18 protein-coding genes are annotated in these 21,659 nt (G+C 71.3%); 4 read left to right on the top strand and 14 right to left on the bottom strand.

Annotation, left to right across the window (positions count from 1 at the left end; genetic code table 11):
• Positions 1–59: 59 nt before the first annotated feature.
• From DEJ43_RS33795 to DEJ43_RS33780, 4 genes are read right to left on the bottom strand one after another with little or no spacing between them, the layout of a single operon-like run.
• Positions 60–1,169: an aryl-sulfate sulfotransferase gene (locus tag DEJ43_RS33795; protein WP_015037937.1), complete on the bottom strand. Its 1,110-nt coding sequence runs from the start codon at positions 1,167–1,169 to the stop codon at positions 60–62.
• Between the two features lie 24 nt (positions 1,170–1,193).
• Entirely contained in the window at positions 1,194–2,189 is a 996-nt protein-coding gene (locus tag DEJ43_RS33790) for an ABC transporter substrate-binding protein (RefSeq protein WP_015037936.1), read from the bottom strand.
• 32 nt (positions 2,190–2,221) lie between these two features.
• Positions 2,222–2,938, bottom strand: coding sequence for an ABC transporter ATP-binding protein (locus DEJ43_RS33785; RefSeq protein ID WP_015037935.1), 717 nt, complete (start codon positions 2,936–2,938; stop codon positions 2,222–2,224).
• On the bottom strand, positions 2,935–3,714 hold the full coding sequence (locus DEJ43_RS33780; protein WP_015037934.1) for an ABC transporter permease: 780 nt from the start codon (positions 3,712–3,714) through the stop codon (positions 2,935–2,937). Before DEJ43_RS33780 ends, DEJ43_RS33785 begins: the two co-directional genes overlap by 4 nt.
• 137 nt (positions 3,715–3,851) lie before the next feature.
• On the opposite strand from DEJ43_RS33780, the gene DEJ43_RS33775 reads away from it, so the two are divergent.
• The gene (locus DEJ43_RS33775) at positions 3,852–4,421 is read left to right on the top strand and encodes a helix-turn-helix domain-containing protein (protein WP_015037933.1); all 570 of its coding nucleotides are present in this window, start codon (positions 3,852–3,854) and stop codon (positions 4,419–4,421) included.
• Positions 4,422–4,637: 216 nt separating this feature from the next.
• Entirely contained in the window at positions 4,638–6,077 is a 1,440-nt protein-coding gene (locus DEJ43_RS33770; RefSeq protein ID WP_015037932.1) for a hypothetical protein, read from the top strand.
• A 24-nt stretch (positions 6,078–6,101) separates the two neighbouring features.
• Here DEJ43_RS33770 and DEJ43_RS33765 read toward each other — a convergent pair whose 3' ends face one another.
• Positions 6,102–6,554 carry an Lrp/AsnC family transcriptional regulator gene (locus DEJ43_RS33765; protein WP_015037931.1) on the bottom strand — a complete coding sequence of 151 codons (453 nt, stop codon included), beginning with the start codon at positions 6,552–6,554 and terminating at the stop codon, positions 6,102–6,104.
• Positions 6,555–6,647: 93 nt separating this feature from the next.
• On the opposite strand from DEJ43_RS33765, the gene DEJ43_RS33760 reads away from it, so the two are divergent.
• Positions 6,648–7,475, top strand: a complete 828-nt coding sequence (locus DEJ43_RS33760) for an LLM class flavin-dependent oxidoreductase (RefSeq protein WP_015037930.1) — start codon at positions 6,648–6,650, stop codon at positions 7,473–7,475.
• Complete coding sequence (locus tag DEJ43_RS33755; protein WP_015037929.1) at positions 7,472–7,909, top strand: nucleoside deaminase; 438 nt, start codon at positions 7,472–7,474, stop codon at positions 7,907–7,909. The genes DEJ43_RS33760 and DEJ43_RS33755 overlap by 4 nt, the downstream gene beginning before the upstream one ends.
• A gap of 92 nt (positions 7,910–8,001) precedes the next feature.
• Here DEJ43_RS33755 and DEJ43_RS33750 read toward each other — a convergent pair whose 3' ends face one another.
• The 9 genes from DEJ43_RS33750 to DEJ43_RS33710 all read right to left on the bottom strand — a co-directional run bounded on the left by DEJ43_RS33750 (position 8,002) and on the right by DEJ43_RS33710 (position 21,636).
• The gene (locus DEJ43_RS33750) at positions 8,002–10,626 is read right to left on the bottom strand and encodes an RICIN domain-containing protein (protein ID WP_015037928.1); all 2,625 of its coding nucleotides are present in this window, start codon (positions 10,624–10,626) and stop codon (positions 8,002–8,004) included.
• 39 nt (positions 10,627–10,665) lie between these two features.
• Positions 10,666–13,035, bottom strand: a complete 2,370-nt coding sequence (locus tag DEJ43_RS33745; RefSeq protein WP_015037927.1) for a non-reducing end alpha-L-arabinofuranosidase family hydrolase — start codon at positions 13,033–13,035, stop codon at positions 10,666–10,668.
• Between the two features lie 190 nt (positions 13,036–13,225).
• Positions 13,226–14,776: a sigma-70 family RNA polymerase sigma factor gene (locus tag DEJ43_RS33740; RefSeq protein ID WP_015037926.1), complete on the bottom strand. Its 1,551-nt coding sequence runs from the start codon at positions 14,774–14,776 to the stop codon at positions 13,226–13,228.
• A gap of 204 nt (positions 14,777–14,980) precedes the next feature.
• Positions 14,981–16,456 (bottom strand): non-reducing end alpha-L-arabinofuranosidase family hydrolase, encoded by a 1,476-nt coding sequence (locus tag DEJ43_RS33735; RefSeq protein WP_015037925.1) that lies wholly within the window; start codon positions 16,454–16,456, stop codon positions 14,981–14,983.
• Entirely contained in the window at positions 16,456–17,202 is a 747-nt protein-coding gene (locus DEJ43_RS33730; protein WP_015037924.1) for a cupin domain-containing protein, read from the bottom strand. Before DEJ43_RS33730 ends, DEJ43_RS33735 begins: the two co-directional genes overlap by 1 nt.
• On the bottom strand, positions 17,199–18,122 hold the full coding sequence (locus tag DEJ43_RS33725; protein ID WP_015037923.1) for a DUF6807 domain-containing protein: 924 nt from the start codon (positions 18,120–18,122) through the stop codon (positions 17,199–17,201). The genes DEJ43_RS33730 and DEJ43_RS33725 overlap by 4 nt, the downstream gene beginning before the upstream one ends.
• Positions 18,119–19,165, bottom strand: coding sequence for a Gfo/Idh/MocA family protein (locus DEJ43_RS33720; protein WP_015037922.1), 1,047 nt, complete (start codon positions 19,163–19,165; stop codon positions 18,119–18,121). The genes DEJ43_RS33725 and DEJ43_RS33720 overlap by 4 nt, the downstream gene beginning before the upstream one ends.
• The gene (locus DEJ43_RS33715; RefSeq protein WP_015037921.1) at positions 19,162–20,214 is read right to left on the bottom strand and encodes an endo-1,4-beta-xylanase; all 1,053 of its coding nucleotides are present in this window, start codon (positions 20,212–20,214) and stop codon (positions 19,162–19,164) included. The genes DEJ43_RS33720 and DEJ43_RS33715 overlap by 4 nt, the downstream gene beginning before the upstream one ends.
• 30 nt (positions 20,215–20,244) lie before the next feature.
• On the bottom strand, positions 20,245–21,636 hold the full coding sequence (locus DEJ43_RS33710; RefSeq protein ID WP_015037920.1) for a glycoside hydrolase family 30 protein: 1,392 nt from the start codon (positions 21,634–21,636) through the stop codon (positions 20,245–20,247).
• Between the last annotated feature and the right edge of the window lie 23 nt (positions 21,637–21,659).

The following is a 21,659-nucleotide window of genomic DNA, read 5'->3' as shown; positions in this document are numbered from 1 at the left end:
CATTAACAGCGTGTGACAGCCCTTGCCGTCTACCGCCTGCCGCCCACCGTCTCCCGCCGTCACAGCCAAGGGAGTTGGTCGGCGGAGTACCGGTAGGCACGGAAGACGGAGTTCTGTGCGCCGGCCGAGGACTCCAGGCCCACTCCCTCGCCGAAGGACCGGAACTGCGGGACGACGAACTCCCACACCACGTCCCTGTCGGGCGTCACTTCGAAGAGCCGCCCGAAGGATCCTTCGGCGATGAAGGTGTTGCCGTTGGGCAGGCGCTGCGCGCTGGACATGTACGGGCTGTAGAAGTTCTGCGGCGGGTTGTCCTGGTAGGACCAGACCTCCTTGCCGGTGCGGGGGTCGAGCTCCAGCACGCGCGAATACGGTACGGAGGTCGTGTCCCGGTAGGTGCCGTTGTCGAAGACCAGGATGGTGCCGCCCGGCAGCTCGTGCGGGTGGTGCTGCTGTGCCAGCACGTCGGGGCCGATGCGCCACAGCACCGAACCGTCGGCGCGGTCGACGGCCACGGTGGAGGACGCGCTGCGGAAGCCCACCACGATCGAGCCGTCGGAGCGTTCGTTGACGGTGTTGGCCATCGGCCAGTGCTCACGGGCGAAGTGCCGGTCGAGCGGGAACTCCTCGGGGTCGAGGTGGTCGATGGCGGCCCATCGCCACACCGTCTCCCCGTCCCAGGTCAGTTCGTACACCACGTCCCCGTAGATCACCCCGCCCGCGGCCTCGGAGCCGGGGATGCCGCCCCGGATCCGGGCCGCGTCGGCCGGGGCCAGCGGCTCGACACCGGTGACGATGAGGTTGCCGTTGCGCAGCAGCGAGGCATCGTGGTGGTGGAAGGGGTGCTTGACCTCGCGGATCACCGTCGAATCGGGGGCCAGTTCCTGGAGGATGCCGCCGTGGTAGACGTCCCAGATGGGGAAGAGGGTAGGGCTGCTGGTGTCCTTGGCGGCGTAGAAGAGATTCCCGTTGGGGAGGATCTGCGCCTGGCGGCCGGGCGGGTGCGGGGAATTCCAGCTGTGGGCGGGTCGGCCCTCGATGTCGACGAGGTGGATCTCGCCGGCACTGGTGATGGGGGTGTAGAGGGTGTAGCCGCCGTAGCTGCGCTCGGGGTCGTGGGCGATCAGGCCGGTGCCGCGGCGGCGCAGGGTGTTCTGGTCGATGGTCATGAGAATCTCCTGGTGAGGCGTGGTTCAGCGGACGGTGACGGCGGGCCGGTCGACGGCTTTCAGAGGTTCGGGGTTCAGGTGACGCAGCAGCGCGGCCCGGTCGGCGGCGCCCGGCAGGTTCTGGGCGGCCTTGGCCCATGCGGCCTCCTCCGCCAGCTGCGCCACGAGCTCGGCGGAGAGGGTCGCGCCGTACGTATAGCGGGGCTGGTACGCGTCCACGTAGCCGGCCTGGAGCGCGCCCTTGGACTGGGCGACCACGGCCCGCCGTGCGCCGGCCGGGTTGTTGCCGAGCTCGCGCTGGGCCCGCAGCAGGGTACGGAGCACGGCGACGGTCGTTTCGTCCTTCGCCGAAGGGCCCGCGATCAGCAGGGTCCGCGCGGTGTATCCGGTGAACTCCAGCTCGGCATAGCGCTCCCCGAGCGCGGTGCGCGCGGCGTCGTAGAAGCTGGGGAACGTGACGCCCGCGTCGATGTCACCCCGCGCCAGCGCCGAAGTGACCTGATTCGGCGCGAGGTTCACCACGGTCACGTCCGTGGCCGTCAGCCGCGCCGAGGCGAGCATCCGCGACAGTGCGTACTCGACGTTCGTGCCCTGTGGGACGCCGACCTTGCGGCCCTTGAGCGCGGCGAAGCCGGTGATTCCCCGGTCGGTCCGGGTGAGCAGGCGCCAGTCGGAGAACCGGGACAGGTCGGCGACGATCCGCAGCTCGCGCCCGCCAAGCACCGCCGTGACCGCGGGCAGGTCTCCCACGACGCCGAGCTGCGCCTGGCCGCCAAGCACGGCGTTCAGGGCGTCCCGCCCGGTGGGCTGGGTGGTGACGGCGACATCGATTCCCTCGGCCGACCACAGCTTCCGCTCCTGGGCGATGTAGACGGGCGCGCCACCGAGGTGGTCGCTCGCCGCGAGGGTGACGGCCGGCCCGCCGGCGCCGACGGGGCCGGACGAGCCGGCGCAGGCCGTGGCGAGCGGGACGAGCAGGACCGCCAGCAGTGTGGCGGCCACCGCGCGGGATCTGAGCATGGTGAGCAGTCCTTCCGTGGACGTAAGCAGGTTCATTCGACGCGGAGGTGACGTGCGATCAGTGAGCGCAAGGCCGGATCGGGGGGTCCGGCGGGGACGAGGTTGTCGGCGAGCACCCGCCCAGGGGTCCCGCCGAGGACGACGACCCGCTGCGCGAGGGCCAGTGCCTCGTCGATGTCGTGCGTGACGAACAGCACGGTGGTGCCCCTGCGCTGCCACAGCTCCCGCAGCAGGCTCTGCATACGGGCCCGGGTCAGGGCGTCAAGGGCCCCGAACGGCTCGTCCATCAGGAGCACTTCGGGCTCGGCGGCCAGCGCCCGGGCCAGCGCCACACGTTGCTGCATTCCGCCCGACAGCTGCGCCGGGTACTTGTCGGTGCCGTCGGCCAGGCCCACCTCGGCGAGCGCCTCCAGGGCACGCCGACGGCGTTCCGCGCGCGGCAGCCCGAGCCGCTTGAGCGCGAACTCGACATTGCCGCGGGCGGTGCGCCAGGGGAAGAGCGCGTAGTGCTGGAAGACCACGCCCCGCTCCGGGCCCGGCCGGCGCACCGGCCGGGCGCCCGCCGTCACCCTTCCGTCGAGGGGCGGTACGAACCCGGCCACGGCGCCCAGCACCGTGGACTTGCCGCATCCGCTCGGACCGAGCAGGGCGGTGAACGACCCTGCGGGGAATTCCAGGTCCGTCCGCTCCAGCACGGGGGCGGAGCCGTAACCGAGGGACAGTCCCTCCAGCCGTACAGCGAGGCTCATGACGTGCTCCAGTGCACGAACCGGCGGCCCACCGCGGCCAGGAGCAGATCCACGGCCACGCCGAGCAGCCCCAGCACGAGCAACCCCGCGAACATCCGGTCCACCCGAAGGAACTGGCCGTCCACCTGGAGCCGATACGCCAACCCGCTGTCCGCGCCGCCCAGTTCCGCCGCCACCAGGGCGAGCAGCGCCACCGAGGCCCCGTAGCGCAGCGCCGCGAGCAGGGCGGGAGCGGCGGCGGGCAGCAGCACCTCGGTGAACCGCCGGTGCAGCGGCGCCCCCAGCGTGCGGGCGGCCCTCAGGTGGGACACCGGTACTCGGGAGACCCCGTCGTGGACGTACAGCCAGACCGCGAGCAGCACGGCGTACGCGATGAGCAGACGCTTGGCGGTCTCCCCTATGCCGAACCAGGCGGTGGCGAGCGGCACCAGCGCGATGGCCGGGATGGGGCGCAGGAAGGAGACGACCGGGGTGACAGCGGCGGAGAGCTTCGGCAGGTAGCCGGTGGCGAAGCCCAGTGCGCTGCCGACGAGGGCGCCCAGAGCGAAGCCCTGCCCGGCGCGGGCCAGGCTGGCGCCCAGATCGGCGGCGAGGATGCCGCTGCGGGCGCTGTCCGCGAGCGCGGCGGCAGTCTCGGTGGGCGTGGGCAGCAGCCCCGGGGCCACCGCGCCGGACAAGGCGAGCAGGTACCACAGCGCGAGCACGGCACCTGCCGTGCCCAGAGCCGGGCCGAGCCGGCCGAGGACCCGGCCGGGCGGTGATGGGGTGGCGTGCACGGGGCGGCTCCTCGTTCGGTCCTCGCGTTCAATAAGTGAGGTCAATAATTGACGACACTTATGAAGGGAGTGTTGCGGCAGTGCGAAACCTCGCCGGGGCCCCGGCGCCTGATGGGTGATGAGGTACGTTCACCTGCGTGTCTCGACCTGAACCCACGCCCGAGGCGATCGAGGTCGGACGGGTGATCAGGAGCTGCCGCAAACAGCGCGGCGTCTCCATGGCCGTCCTCGCCGCCCGCTCGGGCCTCTCCCAGCCCTTCCTCAGCCAGCTCGAACGTGGCCTCGCCACCCCCAGCCTCAGCTCGATCTACCGGATCGCGGAGGCGCTCGACGTCACGCCGGGCACCTTCCTCAGGCCGCCCGGCCGCCCGGGCGCGGTCAGCCACGAGAGCGACCCCCAGACGATCCGGGTGAACGAGACCGCGGGGCAGGTCGCTCAGGTACTCATCCCCGGCGGGCGCAGCACCGTGATGGAGGCGTACGAGCACCACTTCGATCCCGGCCAGGGCGAGCGCGGCTGGTTCGAGCACCCCGGCGAGGACTTCCTCTACGTCCTGGAGGGCGAGATCGTCCTGGAGGTCGAGGGCGAGGAGCCGCTGACCCTGCGCGCCGGCCAGAGCGCCCACCACCGGGGCGAAGTCCCGCACCGCTGCCGCCTGTCGGGCCCGGAACCCGCCCGCACCCTGCTCGTCGTCGCGAACGCCTGAAACGGGTGCGTGTTGCCCGCATGCTGCGGGAACGTGAACTGCGTGAACAGGCTGTAGCAGGCCGCCCCAGAAGGATCCGCATCGCCGGGGCAGCGGATAGCGTCGCCGTCAGAGCCGTTCCGGGGAGCAACCGCCCAACGGAAGCAAGGGCCGGGCCGCACCATCGGCAGCCGCCCCGTCGGCCGTTCCCAGCTTCCAGCCACGAGGACATCCCTGATGCCGCTCTCCCTGCCCGCGGGCGGGCACCTTGCCGCGCTCGCCCTCTCCCTCACCGTGACGCTCGGCGGCACCGCCGCCGCCCCGGCCTCCCCGTTCGGCCCGCAGGCGCCGCAGAACCCGGCCACCGCGGCCAACGGCGCCGCGACCATGCACGGCGACAGTGCTTCGAGCGGTACCACGCCCCGCCCGGGGCCGGGGACGTCCGCCGTCGACTACTCCCGCACGGCGCTGGCTTCGGCCTGCCCCACCGTGGTCGTGGGCAGCGACGGCTACGTGATCGCGCTCTGCACCACCATCTTCGGCCAGACGCCGACCGTGCACCTGCTCGACCCCGTCACCGGGGCCGACCTCGCGTCCCTGGCACTGCCCAAGGGCAGCCTCTTCGGCGGCGTGTACGCCTATCTCGACAACGCCGACCGGCTGGTGGTCGTCGACGGGAACAACAACCTCGTGCGCGTCGGCCACCGCCGGGCAGGCTCCGGATGGACCCTCCAGATCGAGCAGTCCACGCCGCTGGGAAACGCTGTCCCCGCCGGGGACAACATCGTCGGCCTGACGCCCGACTGGGAGGGCAGGGTCTGGTTCGCCACCAGCGGCGGTGTGATCGGGACCGTGGACACCGGCACCGGGGCGGTGCGCAGCATCAGCACCGGCGAGGGCGTCCAGAACAGCATCTCCACCGTCCCGGGCCGGACCGCCGTCGCCACCGACCACGCGCTCTACCTGCTGTCGGCCGGCCCGGACGGTACCCCCGTGGTGGACTGGCGGGCGCCGTACGACCGGGGCCCGGCCCGCAAGCCCGGCCAGCTCAGCTGGGGCACCGGCACGACCCCGAGCTTCTTCGGGCCGGGCGACGGCACCGAGTACGTCACGATCGTCGACAACGCCGCCCCGCACGGGAACCTGCTCGTCTACCGGGCGAGCGGCGGACCCGACCCGATCTGCCGGATCCCCGTGCTCACCCAGTACGCCCGCAGCGGCACCGAGGACGCCGTCATCGCCTCCGGGCGCAGCGTCTTCGTCACCAACACCTACGGCTACCCCTACCCGGCCCTGCCCGAGGGCGCACCGGCGAGCCAGCCCTCCTCCGCGAGCTTCGAGGGGGGTCTCAGCCGGATCGACGTGAACGCCGGGGGAACGGGCTGCTCGGTGGTGTGGAACAGTCCGGTGAAGTCCGCCGCTCTGCCGCGGCTCTCCCTGGCCGACGGGAAGATCTACACCGTCTCGGTGACCGGGCCGACGGGCAGCGCCGGGCTGAACACCTTCGCCCAGTACCACCACTCCGTGCTCGATCCGGCCACCGGCGCCCAGCTCACCAGCTCGTTCCTGGGCATCGGGCTGGTCTACAACCCGCTCCAGATGCGGGGGACGGCCGCCCCGGACGGCACCCTGTACCAGGGCACCGAGACCGGAGTGGTGCGCATCTCCAAGCGCTGAGCCGCGAGACCGGCCGCCGACCGTTCATCCGACGGGGCGGTCGGGTCCGCGATAGGGCAGCGTCTGGCTGTAGACGACGCTGGTGGTGGTGCTGCCGAAACCGGCCAGTGCGTCGACGAGGCTCTCCAGGTGCTCCATGGAGGTCGCGGCCACTTTCAAGGTGTAGCAGTCGTCGCCGGTGGTACGCAGGCACTCCAGGATCTCCCGCCGCTCGGCGAGCAGTCGGCGCAGTGGCTGGTGGCGGTTGCCGGGGTACTTCAGCCGGACGACGGCGAGCACGGGGTAGCCGACTTTCGCCAGGTCGACCCGGGCGTGGTAGCCCCCGATGACGCCCAGCGACTCCAGATTCCGCACGCGCTCGGTGACGGCCGACGAGCTGAGATTGACGCGCCGCCCCAACTCGCTGAGGGATATGCGGGCCTCCTCCTGCAACTGCCTGATGATCGCCCAATCCACGTCGTCAAGATTCAAGGTCATGACGTGAATCTACCGGCAGAATCGCGGGGAAAGGCCATGATCGCCGGGAGAACGGCCTTCAGATCCCCGTGAGCGCAGGGATAGCCTCGGCGCATGCAACTTGGTGTCAACGTACCGAACTTCGGGCCGGGAACCGACCCCGGCGTCCTGCGCGAATGGGCGCGCGTCACGGAGGGCCTCGGTTTCGACCTCCTCATGGTGTCGGACCATGTCGCCGTCACCCCGGACGTGGCGGAGCGCTACCCGGAGCCGTTCCACGAACCGTTCACCACGCTGTCCTGGCTGGCCGGCCTCACCACGAAACTGCGGCTTGGCACGACGGTGCTCGTCCTGCCCTACCGGCATCCCCTGCTGGTGGCCCGGATGGCCGCCAACCTCGACCGGCTCAGCGGCGGCCGGTTCGTCCTCGGGGTGGGCGTCGGCTGGGCCCGCCAGGAGTTCGACGCGCTCGGCGTGCCGTTCACCGAGCGCGGCCGGCTGACCGACGAGTGCCTGGGCACCCTGCGGGACGCCTGGCGGACGCCCGCCGCGGACGGCGGGAACAGCGACGTCCATGTCCCGGTGTGGGTCGGCGGCCACAGCGAGGCGGCCATCCGGCGGACGATCAGGTTCGGCGACGCCTGGCACCCGCTACGGCTCCCCCTCCCCCTGATGCGCTCGGTCCTGCGGAGCCACGACCTGCCGGGGTTCGCGCCCCGCATCGCCCTGCGGCTGACCACCACACCGGTCGACACCCCCGAGCGGCCCGTCGGCGTCGGCACCCTCGACCAGGTGCTCGACGATCTCGACCAGCTCCGCCTGCTCGGCGCGGACACCGTGGTACTCGACCCCTATCACGGAGATCCGGAGGAGACCCGCCGGCCACACGAGGCATGGCGGGCGCTCACCGCCGTGGCCACCCACGGGAGGACCCCGCAGTGATCACCCCTGCCGACGAGACCCTGTTGCGACGCGCCGTCGGAATCGCGGCCCGTGCCGTCACCCTGGGCGACGCGCCGTACGGGTCTCTGCTCGCCGGCCCGGACGGCACGGTCCTCGCCGAAGCCCACAACACCGTGCGGCGCGACAACGACATCACCGCCCATCCGGAACTGAAGCTGGCCCGCTGGGCGGCCCGCGAACTCGCCCCCGAGACGGCTGCCGGCACCACCCTGTACACCAGCTGCCAGCCGTGCGGCATGTGCGGCGGCGGCATCATCCGATCCGGCATCGGCCGCGTCGTCTACGCGCTCTCCACCGAGCAGCTCGTCGAGCTCAACCCGCCGTCGGGCGACTGGCCGACGGTGGCGCACGACGGCCCGGCCCTGCTCGACGAGGCCCGCGTACCCATCGAAAGGTACTACCGGCCTCAGTGAGGCGCTGTCCCACCGTCCCGCGACACCCTCGTGGCCGTAGCACTTGGCGGGGCCGCAGGCGTCGTGCCTGCGGCCCCGTGGGGGGGGGAGGGTCAGGACGGGTCGCCGTACTGGAGGCCGCGTCCGTTGGTGCCGACGTACACGCGGCCGTAGGTGTCGGGGTCGCCCGTGACGACGCCGACGCCTCCGATGCCGCCCCACTGGTGGGCGTCGTCGTTGACGCGGAGCCAGGTGGCGCCCTGGTCGGTGGAGCGGAAGACTCCGGTGACGTCCTTGACCGTACCGATGAGGTAGAGGGCCTGGTAGGAGGTGCCGGGTGCGGCCTTGCCGAAGCCGAGGGCCGAGGCGGACTTCACCGTGGTGAGCGGGGTGAAGGTGCGGCCGCCGTCGGTGGAGTGCAGCAGCCCCTGACCACCGCCGGCGATCCACAGGTCCCCCGCGACGCCGGGGACGGCCACGAGCCGGCCGGCGGGCAGGTTCGTGGCGCGGGCGGTGAAGGTCGCGCCGCCGTCGGTGCTGGCGTGGAGCGTGCCGCCGGACAGGGAGTAGAACGTCCTTGCCGAGGAGCGGTCGGCGACGACGACGGCGTCGGTGCCCAGGCCACCGACCCTCGACCAGTTCGTCCCCTTGTCGGTCGAGCGGTACGGGGCCTGGCCGGCCTGGGTCCAGACGATGGTGGAGCCGTCCGCCGCGAGCGCGACATGACCGTCCTGGGCGCCGGCCACCGGCTCCGCCTTGAAGCCGGTCCAACTGGCGCCGCCGTCGGTGGAGTGGGCGCCGTCCTGCGCGCCGCCCCGGCCGACGCGGACCATCATCGAGGGCGCGGACTGGGCGAAGTCGATGTCCGTGCTGTTCGTCATCAACGGATTGCTCAGCCGCCCGGCCGGGACCTTGCTCAGGTCGTCGTGGCGGAAGCCGCCTTGGTCGCCCATGGCGGTGATGACGGTGGCTCCGCCGGGCGGGGCGATCGCGTCCATCAGCGCGGTCTCCTCCAGCCCTCGGGCGCCCATGCTCCAGTGGCTGGTGCCTCCGCGGTCGGAGGCGTCGGCGTCCTTGCTGCGCAGGATGCCGTTGCCGGTGCCGTACAGCACGTGTCCGGAGTTGAACGGGTCGATGGCCAGGGCGGTCATCCAGTGCCCGGTGTGGGTACCGACGTAGGGAGCGGCGGAGGCGTCCCGTACGGATTTCCCGGCCAGTGCCTGCCAGGTCGTGCCGCCGTCGGTGGTGCGGTAGATCTCGTCCTCGGGCCACCAGCGGCCGAGGGTGGTGACCATCACCGTGGACGGCTTCCGCGGGTCGACGGACAGGCCGGAGAACCCGTAGTCGCCCTGGGACGGGGAGATGTTCTTCCACGTCCCGCCCTGCGGCGTGTGCTTCCACACCGAGCCCGCCGTCACGCCGTTGGGGCCGAGGGCGTTGGTGTACGTCAGGTACAGCGAGCCGTCACCGGAGAGCACGCCGTGCTGCGGCAGCTGTCCCGTGGGCTGCCCGGGGACGGCCTGCCAGGTGCTGCCGCCGTCGGTGGAGCGGTACAGGGAGGTGGACCTGTCGGCGACGCCGACGTAGATCGTCCTGCTGCCGGCCGGGCCGTACGTCACGAAGGAGATGCCCGCGCCGCTGCCCGCCCCGTCCTTGACGGGGAACGAGGAGACCTGGCGCCATGTCACACCGCTGTCCGTGCTGCGCCACAGGCCGTTCTTGCGGGTGCCCAGCAGCAGGGTGCGGTTGTCCGACGGGTCGATCACGAGCCGTTCGCCCGCCCCGCGGCCGTCCTCGTTGCCCCCCAGCTTGAACGGCAGGTCGGTGCGCTGGAAGGTGCGGCCCCGGTCGGTGGAGCGCAGGAGCGCGCCGTTGCCGGCCCACTCGTTGGTGTACGTGCCGGTCGCGAGGTAGAGCCGGTCGGGGTCGACCGGGTCGGTGGCCAGGGCGTCGATGCCGAGCAGGTTCCAGTCCTTCTCACCGAGCCAGTCGGTCAGCGGGATCCACTGCTCGGCCGCGCTGTCCCAGCGGTATGCGCCGCCCATGTCGGTACGCGCGTACAGCAGACCCTTCTCGCGCGGGTTGAACACCAGCCCGGTGACGTAACCGCCGCCGACGACCTGGGCGTTCCGCCATGTGTACGGGCCGGTCGCCGCCGACGGGGCGGCGGCCACCTTCACCAGCTTCCACTGCTGGTTGGTGCTGCCATGGCCGGGATACTGGATGACGGCCGCGCCGTCGGCCGTGGAGCCTCCGGAGACGTCCAGGACCTGGCCGCTCCTGCGGGAGGTGAAGGTGACGGCGCCGGAACCGCTGACCTCGTCGATCCGCCACTCCTGGGAGGCGGAGGGGCGGTCGGTCTGCTGCTCGGCGGCGGCCGCCCGCGCGGTCGCGTCGCCGGCTATGCCCAGCACCTTGCCGCTGTTGCGGTTCACCAGCTCGTAGTAGCCGTCGCCGGTGGGCCGCAGCCGCCACTGCTGGTTGGCGGTGTTCTGGTCGGTCCACTGCTGGATGCGGGTGCCGTCGGCGGTGGAGAAGGCGTTGACGTCCAGAGCCTTGCCGCTGCGCACGGACAGCAGCCGGTAGTAGGCGTTGGCGTCGACCGTCGCGGCCTGCGAGTCCTCCTGGGTGAACAGGAGGTACGGGACGACGGCGGCGGGCACACCGAGCAGCAGGGCGGTGGCGCTCCAGCGACGACGGTGACGCCCGCGGCGCGCGCCGTTCGTGGGGTTGTTCATGGGGGGTGTTTCTCCTTGGGTAACCGTGGATCGGGCGGGTCAGCGCTGCAGGGTGAGGACGCCCGGCCGGTACGGCAGCTGGTCGTAGGGTCCGCCCGCCTGCGGGGACTTGCCCTGGTAGAGCAGCTGAAGGTTGCAGGGGTCGATGGTCATGGTCTGATCGGGGTTGGTGCGGATCAGATCACCGTGGCTGATGTCGTCGGTCCAGGTGGCGCCGCTGTTGGCCTTGCCCGCGAAGGGGTTGCTCTCGGTCGCGGCCTGCGGGGTCCACGCACCGCTCAGGCTGGAGGCCGTGAACGAGCGGAAGTAGCGGCGCTCGCCCGCGCCCCGGGCCTCGACGATCATGAGGTACTGGTTCTGGTCCTTGACCTTGTACACCTGCGGCGCCTCGAACAGGTTCTTCGCGGTGTCGCTCATGACCGTCGTGTACGAGGAGCCGAAGCTGCCCGGGAAGTTCCCGATCGGCATGCTGGCCCGGTAGATCTTGCCGTTGTCACCGGCGAAGAACAGGTACATGTTCGTCCCGTCGCCGATGAGCGTCTGGTCGATGGGGCCCGTGCCCGAGCCGGTGATGCTTCCGGAGAAGAGCTCCTGCTCCGCCGACCAGCCGTTCGGGTTGGTGGGGTCGGTCGACGTCCGGTAGGAGAACGCGGTCCTGCCCCACTGGTACGCCAGCACCCAGATCTTCTTGGGTGCGAAGTAGAACAGGGTGGGTGCGACCGCGGGCTGCTTCATCGCCTTCTGTCCTGCGGACGCCATGTCCGACCAGGTGGTGAAGGGGCTGAACGTCATCGAGCCGTACGTCGATCCGTTGAAGTTCGACCCGTAGACCAGGTGCTTGCCGCCCAGCACCACATGGGTGAAGTCCTTCAGCGAGGCCCACCCGGCCTTGGGCTGCGCCAGGGCACCCGTCGAGCTCCACTTGTACGTCGACGGAAGCACGCACGTGCCGCCGCCCGATCCGGACGGGGCGGACCACTTCTGGTTGCCGACACCCCCACAGGCGTGCAGCTGGATCGGGGTGCCGTTGGCGGTGGCCGCGCCGACGGCATCGAGGCACAGACCGGACTGGACGCCGGTGATCGTGCCGTCGGTGTGGACGTTCCACTGCTGGTTGGTGCCGCCGTTGCAGTCCCAGACGACCACCGCGGTGCCGTTGGCGGTGCCCTTGCCCTTGGCGTCCAGGCACTTGTCGCCGTGGATCTTCAGCTGCTTGCCGGCGGTGTGGGTCCAGCGCTGGTTGGCCTGGCCGCTACAGTCCCACAGCTGCGCCCGGGTGCCGTTGGCGGTGGTGGAGGCGGGGACGTCCAGACAGCGGCCGGAGGCCACGCCCTTGATCTCCCCCGTACCGCTCCCCGTACCGTCGGCCGGCTTGCTCGGGGTGGGACCCGAGCCGGAGCCGAGGGCGTTCATGACGGCGGCGTACGCGGGCTTGGGCTTGCCGTTCCGGTCGAACAGCAGCGGGCTTTCGGCGCTCCGCCAGGAGTCGCTGTCACGGACGCCCCACACCGTGATGCCGGTGCACCGGGCCACGGACAGACAGGTGCTGACCGCACTCGCGTAGTGGGCAGGTGATGCCTGGGCGATGTCCAGCTCGGTGATCTGGACGTCGACGCCCAGGGCGGCGAAGTTGGCCAGGGTCGTCTTGAAGCTCGCCGGCGGGCCGCCCGCGCCGAAGTGGCTCTGGAAGCCGACGCAGTCGATGGGAACGCCTCGGGACGTGAAGTCCTTCACCAGGCGGTAGACGCCCTGGGTCTTGGCGTCCGACCAGTTCTCGATGTTGTAGTCGTTGTAGCAGAGCTTGGCCGAGGGGTCGGCCGCGCGGGCGGTGCGGAACGCCTCCTCGATGAAGCCGTCGCCCAGCACCTTCTGGAAGACCGAGTCGCGGAGCCGGCCGCTGCCGCCATCGGCGAAGGCCTCGTTGACCACGTCCCAGGCGTAGATCTTGCCCTTGTAGTGGGTCATCTGGGTGGTGATGTGGTGGTTCATCACGCCGCGCAGCGTCTTCGTGTCGCGGATGGAGCCCACCCAGGAGGGGAGCTGCGAGTGCCAGACCGTGGTGTGGCCGCGGACGCGCTGGCCGCGTGCCAGGGCACGCTCGACGATCCGGTCCGCGGGACCGAAGTCGAAACGGCCGCGGGACGGCTCGACGGCGTCCCACTTCATCTCGTTCTCCGGGGTGATCATGTTGAACTCCCGGTCGGCGATCGCGGTGTACGCCGAGTCGCCGAGGCGGCCCGCGGCCACGGCCGTGCCGAAGTACCGGCCCGAGGGGGCCGCGTGCGTACCCAGGCCCGCGGCGCCGGCGGAGCCGGGGAGGAGCGTCAGGGCGCCGGCGACCACCGCCGCGGCCGACAGTCCTGCCACCCAGGTCCGGCGACGGCGGCGGAGCCGGTGCAGGCCCTTCATGCCTTTGCTCGCGGGTCGCGGTTCAGATGGGTGCGTCGCGTCATGGGAGGCCTCTCTTCAGGGGGATACAGCAGTGGGGGAAGGTCACCCCTGAAGTGGAGGCTGCCGAACTCGCGGTCGCGTAACAGAAAAAGTCGCGCCGTCCGGAAGTTCGCTCAGTTTCTGCCTGCGACCTGCGCAGGAGCGACTCTCAGGACCAGGCCTGGCGCACGATGAAGGATGCCTGACCGGCGAAGGTCCGTGTTCCGTCGGAGCCGTCGAGCCAGATGCCTCCGTCCCGGTGGCGGAGGACGGAACCGGGATAGTTGTGGGCGTGCAGGGTCACCGACCCCGCGACCGACCCGGGGCGCGGACAGAAGGTCGCGTCCTCACGGAACAGCTCGCTGCCGTCGTCGGCGCTCAGCCGCAGCCGCAGGTAGGAGTGGCGAAGGTAGCGGCCGTCCGCGGCGCGGAAGGTGACGCACCGGGTGTCGGCCAGCCCCGCGACGACCGTGAAGGTGCCCCGGTTCCGGGTCTGCGCGCCGCTGGACGCGGAGACCCGGCCGAGCGTCGCGTGGTCGCCTGCAGAGGTGACGAACAGGCCGGGTTCATCCACGGACTCCAGCGACCGCACCCCGAGCGGAACATCGGCTGCCGCGGCGGACGGACTCACGGGGGACGGTTCGTCCGGCGTCGTGGTGCGCGACGGGACCGGCGGGGCGGTGCCCGCGGTGGGGGCGGCGATGACGGCGGGCACCCGAGGTGCCGGTTCGGGCCAGGTCACATAGGTGGCGGTTCCGGCGATGAGCACCGCGCCGGCGGTGAGGCTCGCCAGCGGGTGGGCGGTGATCGCCGCGAATTTGCCGCTCAGCGCGGCGTGCAGGCCGCCTCCCCCCGCCGCGGTGCCGGCGGCGACGTGTGCCGCGGCCGGCCCGGCGGCGATCGCGGCGGTGCCCGACAACAGGCCCTTGGCGACGAGCGCGGAGACCAGCCCGGCCGGCACGGCCAGCGTCGCGAGACCGAGGGGGAGCAACTCGGCCGGAACCCGTTCGGTCGTCTGCTCCGTGCAGACCGGGCAGTCGCGGGTGTGCCGCGCGATGCGCTTGCGCCACACCGATGCGCGCAGGCCGTCCCAGCCGGCGACGGCCTCGTCCAGTCGGGCGCAGCGCGGGTCGGCCTCCAGCGCGGCGACGATCGTCCTGCACAGGTCCAGCTGCTCGCGCATGCGTTGCAGGCGTACTCCGACGTGGGCGACCGTGAGCCCCGTCGCGGCGGCGATGTCGTCACGGCTCAGCGAGCCGGCGCATTCCTGCCACCAGAGCGACAGCAGCACCCGGTGGTCCGGATCGAGCCACCGGCCGGCTTCGACGACGCGACGGCGCTCGTCCGAGACGTGCAGCCGCAGGATCGCCGTGTCCACGGGCTCCGCGCCGACGTCCGGTATCTCGTGCGCCTCGTCGATGACCGTGGTCCGTTCGGCGAAGGCGTACTTCCGGTGCAGGTGGGTGTTGATCTGGCGGAGCGTGATCGACACGAGCCAGGACCGGAAGCTCTCCGGGGCGCGCACGGCGGGCAGGTCGCGGACCACGCGCAGCAGGGTCTCCTGGACGACGTCGTCGACGTCGGCGTGGCCGCTCAGCGCGCGCCCGACGATGTTGTAGACCAGCGGCAGGTACGCGGCGATCAGCTCCTCGCGCGCCCCGTCGTCACCGGCCTGCGCCGCGACGACCAGCCCCGCGTGGTCCACGTCGATGAGCCCCATTCCCACCCTCTCCAGGGAGGCGGTCCACCGGCGGACGGCGACCGGCCTCTGCGTCGGCAAAGAATACGACGTGAGACGGGGTCGGTCCGCCGGCGTCGTCGGTGGGCGGCCGGCACAGGTGACGCCGGCCCCGGACGCGGCCCTGGCCCTGACCCTGGCCCGCGACCATGGCGGGCCCGGGTGACGACCGGGCCCGCCATGTGGTCAGCGCTGGAGCGTCAGCAGACCCGGGCGGTAGGCCCACTGGCCGTAGTCGCCGCCGGAGTTGGGGTCACGACCCTGGTAGAGGAACTGCAGGTTGCAGGGGTCGATCGTGAAGGTCTGGTCGGCGCCGGCGCGGATCAGCTCGCCGTGGCTGATGTCGTTGGTCCAGATGGCGCCGCTGTTGGCCTTGCCGGCGAAGGGGTTGCTCTCGGTCGCGGCCTGCGGCGTCCAGGAGCCGCTCAGGCTGGTGGCCGTGAACGAGCGGAAGTAGCGGTGCTCGCTCGCGCCCCGGGCCTCGACGATCATGAGGTACTGGTTCTGGTCCTTGACCTTGTAGACCTGGGGTGCCTCGAAGAGGTTCTTCTCCGTGTCGCTCATGATCGTCGTGTACGAGGAGCCGAAGCTGCCCGGGAAGTTCCCGATCGGCATGCTGGCCCGGTAGATCTTGCCGTTGTCACCGGCGAAGAACAGGTACATGTTCGTCCCGTCGCCGATGAGCGTCTGGTCGATGGGGCCCGTGCCCGAGCCGGTGATGCTTCCGGAGAAGAGCTCCTGCTCCGCCGACCAGCCGTTCGGGTTGGCGGGGTCGGTCGACGTCCGGTAGGAGAACGCGGTCCTGCCCCACTGGTAGGCGAGCACCCAGATGTTCTTCGGCGCGAAGTAGAAGAGCGTGGGGGCGACGACGCGGTTCGCCATGGTGTTCTGGCCGGTGGAGGCCATCTGCGACCAGTCGGTGAACGGGGTGAAGTTCATCGAGCCCCAGCCCACTCCCGACGCCGTGGTGCCGTGCGTCGTCGCGTAGACGAGGTGCTTGCCGTTGTGGGGGGCGACGGTGAAGTCCTTGAGCGAGGCCCATCCGGCCTTGGGCTGCGCCAGCGCGCCCGTCGACGACCAGCGGTACGTCGAGGGAAGTGCACAGGTGCCGGGGGTGCCGCCGCCCACCTTGACGAGCTGCCACTGCTGGTTGGCGCCGCCCCAGTCGTCGTACTGGACGATGTTCGCGTTGTCGGCGGTGGAGCCGCCTTGGACTTCGAGGGCCTTGCCGCTGTGGCGGGCGACGAGCCTGATGTGACCGTCCGCGCTGTCGGCCAGGCGCCACTGCTGGTTGGTGCCGTTCGCGTCCGTCCACTGGACGATCGCGCCGCCGTTTGCGGTCGAGCTGTTCTGGACGTCCAGGACCTTGCCCGAGTGGCGGGACTTGAGGCGGTAGTAGCCGTCGCCCGAGGCGACGAACTGCCACTGCTGCTGGTTCTGGTCGTTCCTGGTCCACTGGGTGATGCGGGCGCCGTCACCGGTCGCCAGGTTGTGGACGTCCAGGGCCTTGCCGCTGTTGCGGTTGACCAGCACGTACCAGGCGTTGGTGTCGACGGTCGCCGCGGCGGCGGGCGGGGCACTGAGGAGCGAGGCCCCGAGCAGCAGCGACGAAAGGACCGCGAGGACGAGACTCAGGACCAGGGGTGGACGGCGAAATCTCATCAGGAGAGCTCCTTCGGAGGGTGGGGGTGAGATGGCTCCGACGCACCGCGCGGCGGCCGGGTCGGGAGGTCGGGGACGGAATAGGGACGGAGACGGCCGCACATGCCGAAGACCGGGTCCGCCGGGCTCTCCAGCCGCGACACCTCGCCGTGATCGAGGTGGGTGAGGTCTCCGGCCTGCAGCGATGCCAGTTGGCAGCCGGTCGCGAGGGTCGCCGCCAGCGGCCCGTCACGCCAGCGGATCCACCAGGCGTCGAGCAGCTCGCTCTTCAGGCGGTGCGCCGCGCCGTGGAACTCCCGCAGCCCTCCTTCGCGGCGCAGCGTCAGGAATCCCTCCAGTGCCAGGTCGCGGCGGCGGCGCGCCGCCGCGGCATGGTCGCCGGTCAGGACGGCCGCCGCCCGGTAGGCGTCGGGATCGGCCATCACGGGCGCCGGGAAGGTGAAGACGGCGTCACCCGCCTCGGGGAGGCCGCTGTTCTGCATGAGGACCACGAGACGCAGGCCGCCGGCGTTGACGAGCCGGTGGATCGTTCCGGGGGTGAACCGGACGACGTCGCCGGGGCGCAGCGGGGTGTCGGCGAAACCGGAGGTGGTGAGGGTCTGGACGCTGCCCTCGCCGTCGATGACCACGTACGCCTCGGAGCAGACGAGGTGCATGTGCGGGGTGCCGCCGCACAGCCCGTCGGCGGCCTCCCAGTCGTACACGGTCAGCCCGGAGATCCCCACCCCGCCGGGCAGCGGGGTCACCACGGGTGTTCCTCGACGTGGCGGGACAGGCGTGCGGGGGTCCACGCGCCGTCGGCCACGACGATCCTGTAGCGGCGCGACAGGGTGTCGCCCGGGGCCAGCGGCAGTTCCTTGTCGAACGCCAGGGACGGGTTGACGGCGGGGAAGGGCTCGCTGCGGACGAACCAGTGGCCGGGGGTGTCCGGATCGTCCAGGAACAGCAGCGTGGAGGAGCGGTCGACCTCGTCGTGCGTGCCGACGAAGGCCAGCCAGTCGCCCTGCTCGCCCATGCCGGGGCCGATCACCCCGCCGCCGGTGAAGTCGCGCGGGCCGCGCCAGAAGAGGCCCGAGTATCCGGCGAGTTCTCTGCCCTGGGTGCCGGGGCTGCCGAACATCAGGGCGGTGCCGAGGACGTTGGTCAGCGAGGTGGTGATCTCCAGGGTCCAGGAGTCGGCCTCGACGTCACGCGCGGTCAGCGTGCGGCGCTCGTCGATCCAGTGCTCCCCCGCCATCGTGTGCCAGGCGAGGTGTTCGGTGACGACGGCGCGGCCGGGGCTCGTTTCGGCGGCCAGGGAGAGGCTGCGCATCGTGCCGAGGTTCGGCAGGTCGACGTAGCCCTGCCCGCGCAGGTAGGTGCCGCCACCCCAGAAGTTCTGGCCCGACACCCATGAGGCCGTGAACTGGACGCCCTTGTGCCAGCGGTGGTCGTGCGGGCGGTACGCGGTGACCACGTCGCCGGCGAGGGTGCGCACCGGGTGGAGGTAGGGCTTCGGCGCCTCGAAGGGGTCCATGACCGGCCGGTGCACGTACCGGAAGAGGTCGGTGCCGCGTGCCCGGACGGTCAGCGCGTCCGCGCGCTCCAGGAGCTCGAAGCGCTCCGGGAGTCCGACGGGATCGACGTGCTCGGGGGCTTCGACGTGCTCGGGGGGTTCTGACGTCATCGGAACACCTCCGGGTGTCCCCCGTCGAGCGATCCGTGGAACGGGTCGGTCGCGTCGACCTCTCCGCGCCGGACCGGCAGGCCGGTGATCGCCGCCTTGTACAGGGCGGTGACCAGTTCCATGGTGGGGCGGCCGAGGTCGGGCCGGATCCCGGCCTCGTAGCCGTCCAGGAACTCCGCGAGCTGGGCGGTGTGCGAGCTGGGCAGGTCGTCCGGCGGCTCCCACTTCGCGTGGGCGGATCTGGCGGTGAACGTCCAGTCCGCGTTGGAGTAGCCGTACAGGTGCCGGAGTTCGACCGTGGCGCCGGTGAGGTCGAACCGCAGATAGCTCTCCTCGCGCGGGGAGAGGACGCTGTTGACGACCGTGGCGAGGGCTCCGTTCTCGAACCGGACCAGGGCCGTGGACACGTCCTCGGTCTGCACGTCGCGGGCGAGGCGGCCGGCCATCGCGCGTACCTCGGCCCATGGGCCGAGCACCGCGAGCATCAGGTCCATCTGGTGGATGCCGTGGCCGAGCGTCGGGCCGCCGCCCTCGCTCCGCCAGGTGCCGCGCCAGGGCACGTCGTAATAGGCGTCGTCGCGGTACCACGCCGTGACGCACTGCGCGACCAGCGGGCGGCCCAGGGTCCCGGCCGCGATCCGGTCGCGCAGGTAGCGGGCGCCCGAGCCGTACCTGTGCTGGAACACGGCGCCCGCGGCGGCGGTGCCCTCGGCCGCGTGGATCCGGTCGAGCTCGGCCAGCGACAGGGCCACCGGCTTCTCGCACCACACCCACGCCCCGGACTCCAGGCAGGCCACGGCCTGTTCGGCGTGGAGGTACGGCGGTGTGCACAGGTGCACGAGGTCCGGCCGCTGCTCGTCGAGCATCCTGCGCAGGTCGGTGTGGACGGCGGGGATGCCGTGCTCGGCCGCGAAGGCCTCGGCGCGTGCGGCGTCCACGTCGACGACGGCCACGATCTCGGCGCGGTGTGCCTGCGCCCGGAGGGCGGGTACGTGGCAGATGCCCGCGATCCCGCCCGCTCCGACGATCGCCGTCCTGATCATCCGCCCAGCACCTTCCTGATCGCGTGGTAGGCGGGCTTGGGCGCCAGGTTCTCGTCGTAGGGCAGCGCGGCGCCCTCACCGGGGAAGACGGAGGGGATCCACGAGTACTTGTCGGTGTAGTCCCAGATGGTGACGCCGACGCACTTCCTGACCTCCAGGCAGGCCTTGACGTAGTCGGCGTACCAGGTGGCCTGGGTGGCGAGCATCGAAGGGGTCGCCGGGAGGTTCATCCGGATGTCGAGCTCGGTGACCGCGACCTCGACGCCGAGGTCGGCGAAGCGCTGCATGTTCTGCTTGACGTCGGCGGGGAAGCCGTACTGGAGCGCCAGGTGCCCCTGGATGCCGAAGCCCTCCACCGGGACGCCGTCGGCCTTCAGCTGCTTGATCAGGCGGTAGTAGGCGTCGCTCTTGGGGCCGATCCCGTCGACGTTGTAGTCGTTGAGGTACAGCTTGGCGTGCGGGTCGGCCTCGTGGGCCCAGCGCAGGGCGTCGGCGATGTAGCCGGGGCCGAGCGTCTTGTAGAAGACCGACTCGCGGTAGGTGCCGTCCTCGTTGAAGGCCTCGTTGACGACGTCCCAGTGGATGACCTTGCCCTTGTAGTGCCGGGCCACCTTCTGGATGTGATTCTTGAGGACGGGGCGCAGTTCCGCGGCGGTCCAGCTGCGCTCGGTGAGCCAGGCGGGGAGCTGGCTGTGCCAGACGAGGGTGTGGCCGCGGACCTTCTGGTGATGGGCCTTGGCGAAGGCCACGACCTCGTCGCCCGCGGTGAAGTCGAAGACGCCGGGCGCGGGTTCGGTGGCGTACCACTTCATGGCGTTGCCGGGGGTGGTCTGCCCGAACTCGCTGCCGAGGAGCTTCAGATAGGCGGCGTCGGTGAACTCGGGGTTGTCGGTGGCCGAGCCGAAGTACTTGTGGTGCTTCTTGGCCAGTTCGCCGAGCGTCCGGGGACGCGGCTCGGCGCTCGCGGGCGCGGCGGCGAGGCCGGCCGCGAGGCAGACGGCGGCGGACAGGGCGATGACGTGCCGGGACATGGGCATGGGCATGGGCATGGATGACTCCTCGGAGGGGGGTCCGTCGTTTCAGTCGAGGACGATCGTGGTCAGCGCGCGCGGGGCGAGCGTGGCCTTGAGGGTCGTACCGCGCGCGGAGGCGACGTGGGCCGGGGTGATCGAGCGGGTCTCGTCGGTGACGTAGCCCTCGGGGTGCCGGTCGTGGCCGCCGCGGAGGGCGAACTGGGCGGACTTCTCGGTGGTCGCCGTGTTGAGGATCTCGATCACGCGGCTGCCGTCGGTGTTGCGGAAGGCCGTGACGCTCAGGGCCGGGTCGGCGTTCGTGACCGGTACGCGGACGGCGTCGGGGCGGATGAAGCGGCTGAAGGCGGCCAGCGCCCAGTACCGCTTGGACACCCGGTAGGAGTCGCCGGGGTTGGCGAGCTGGATGAGTCCCCGGGTGGCGCCGAGGGACGCGCCGGTCCAGTAGACGTAGGCGTTGGCGTTGCCGACGGTGAGGGTGTTCTGGATGTCGGCGGCGACGGTGAGGCCGTCGTAGCCGCTGCCGTCGTCCCAGTTCTCGTTCCAGGTGGTGCCGTCCGGTGACCACTCCGACATCCAGACCCGCTTGTCGGTGGGCTGCGGGACCGTGGTCGGACCGCTGTAGCGGTGGCCGGTGACGGTCCGCACGGCCTTGGCGGCCTCGGGGTCCGCCTCGATGGCCTCGGTGTAGGCGACCTGCCGGTCCCAGCCCGCCGCGTCGCAGCAGACGACGCCGGTCTTCAGTCCGGACGCGCGGACGGTCGGCCCGAGCACCTTGAGGAAGTCGACGGCCTGCTGCGGGGTGAAACGCATCGAGGCGTAGGTCGCCGCCCAGTCGGGTTCGTTGGTGAACCCCAGGTCGGTGATCGGGATGCCTTCCCGTTGGTAGAACTTCGCGTACTTGACGAGGTAGTTCGCGTAGGCCTGGCGCCATTCGGGCCGGAGCTCGCCGCCGTCGTTCTCGCTGCCGTTGGTCTTCATGAAGGCCGGCGCGCTCCAGGCGTCGGCGAAGAACCGCTTGACGCCGTACGCCTTGGCCTCCTTGGCGAGCCAGACCTGGCCGCCGTCCCAGCCGTCCCAGACGTACTTCGGCGGGGCGTCCGGCCCGCCGGGATCGGTCGGCAGGATCGTCGGCATGTGGTCGTAGACCCGGTCGGTCGACGACCCGATGCCCAGGCGCAGGATCGACAGGCCCGCGCCCCTCTCCTTGTCGAGCAGCAGGTCGAGCACCTCGCGCCGCTTGGCGGGGCTGAGGCCGCGCGCGCCGTGCAGCAGGTCGGCCCGCTGGAAGGCCATGGAGAAGCCGAATCCGTCGATGGGCTGGAGTTCGGCCCGGAAGTCGATGGCGGGGCCGGTGGCGGGTGGCGCGGGGTCAGCGGCGGCGACGTGAGTTGTTAGCGCTAACAATACGACGGCGGTCAGCGCGGATAGACGTTTCACGGAGTCTCCTCAGGGGTGGAGCA

It is taken from the genome of Streptomyces venezuelae ATCC 10712 (assembly GCF_008639165.1).
In the GTDB taxonomy this organism is placed as follows: Bacteria; Actinomycetota; Actinomycetes; order Streptomycetales; family Streptomycetaceae; genus Streptomyces; species Streptomyces venezuelae.
Note: the sequence above shows the minus strand (reverse complement) of the source record. Positions and strands in the feature narration are given on the sequence as shown.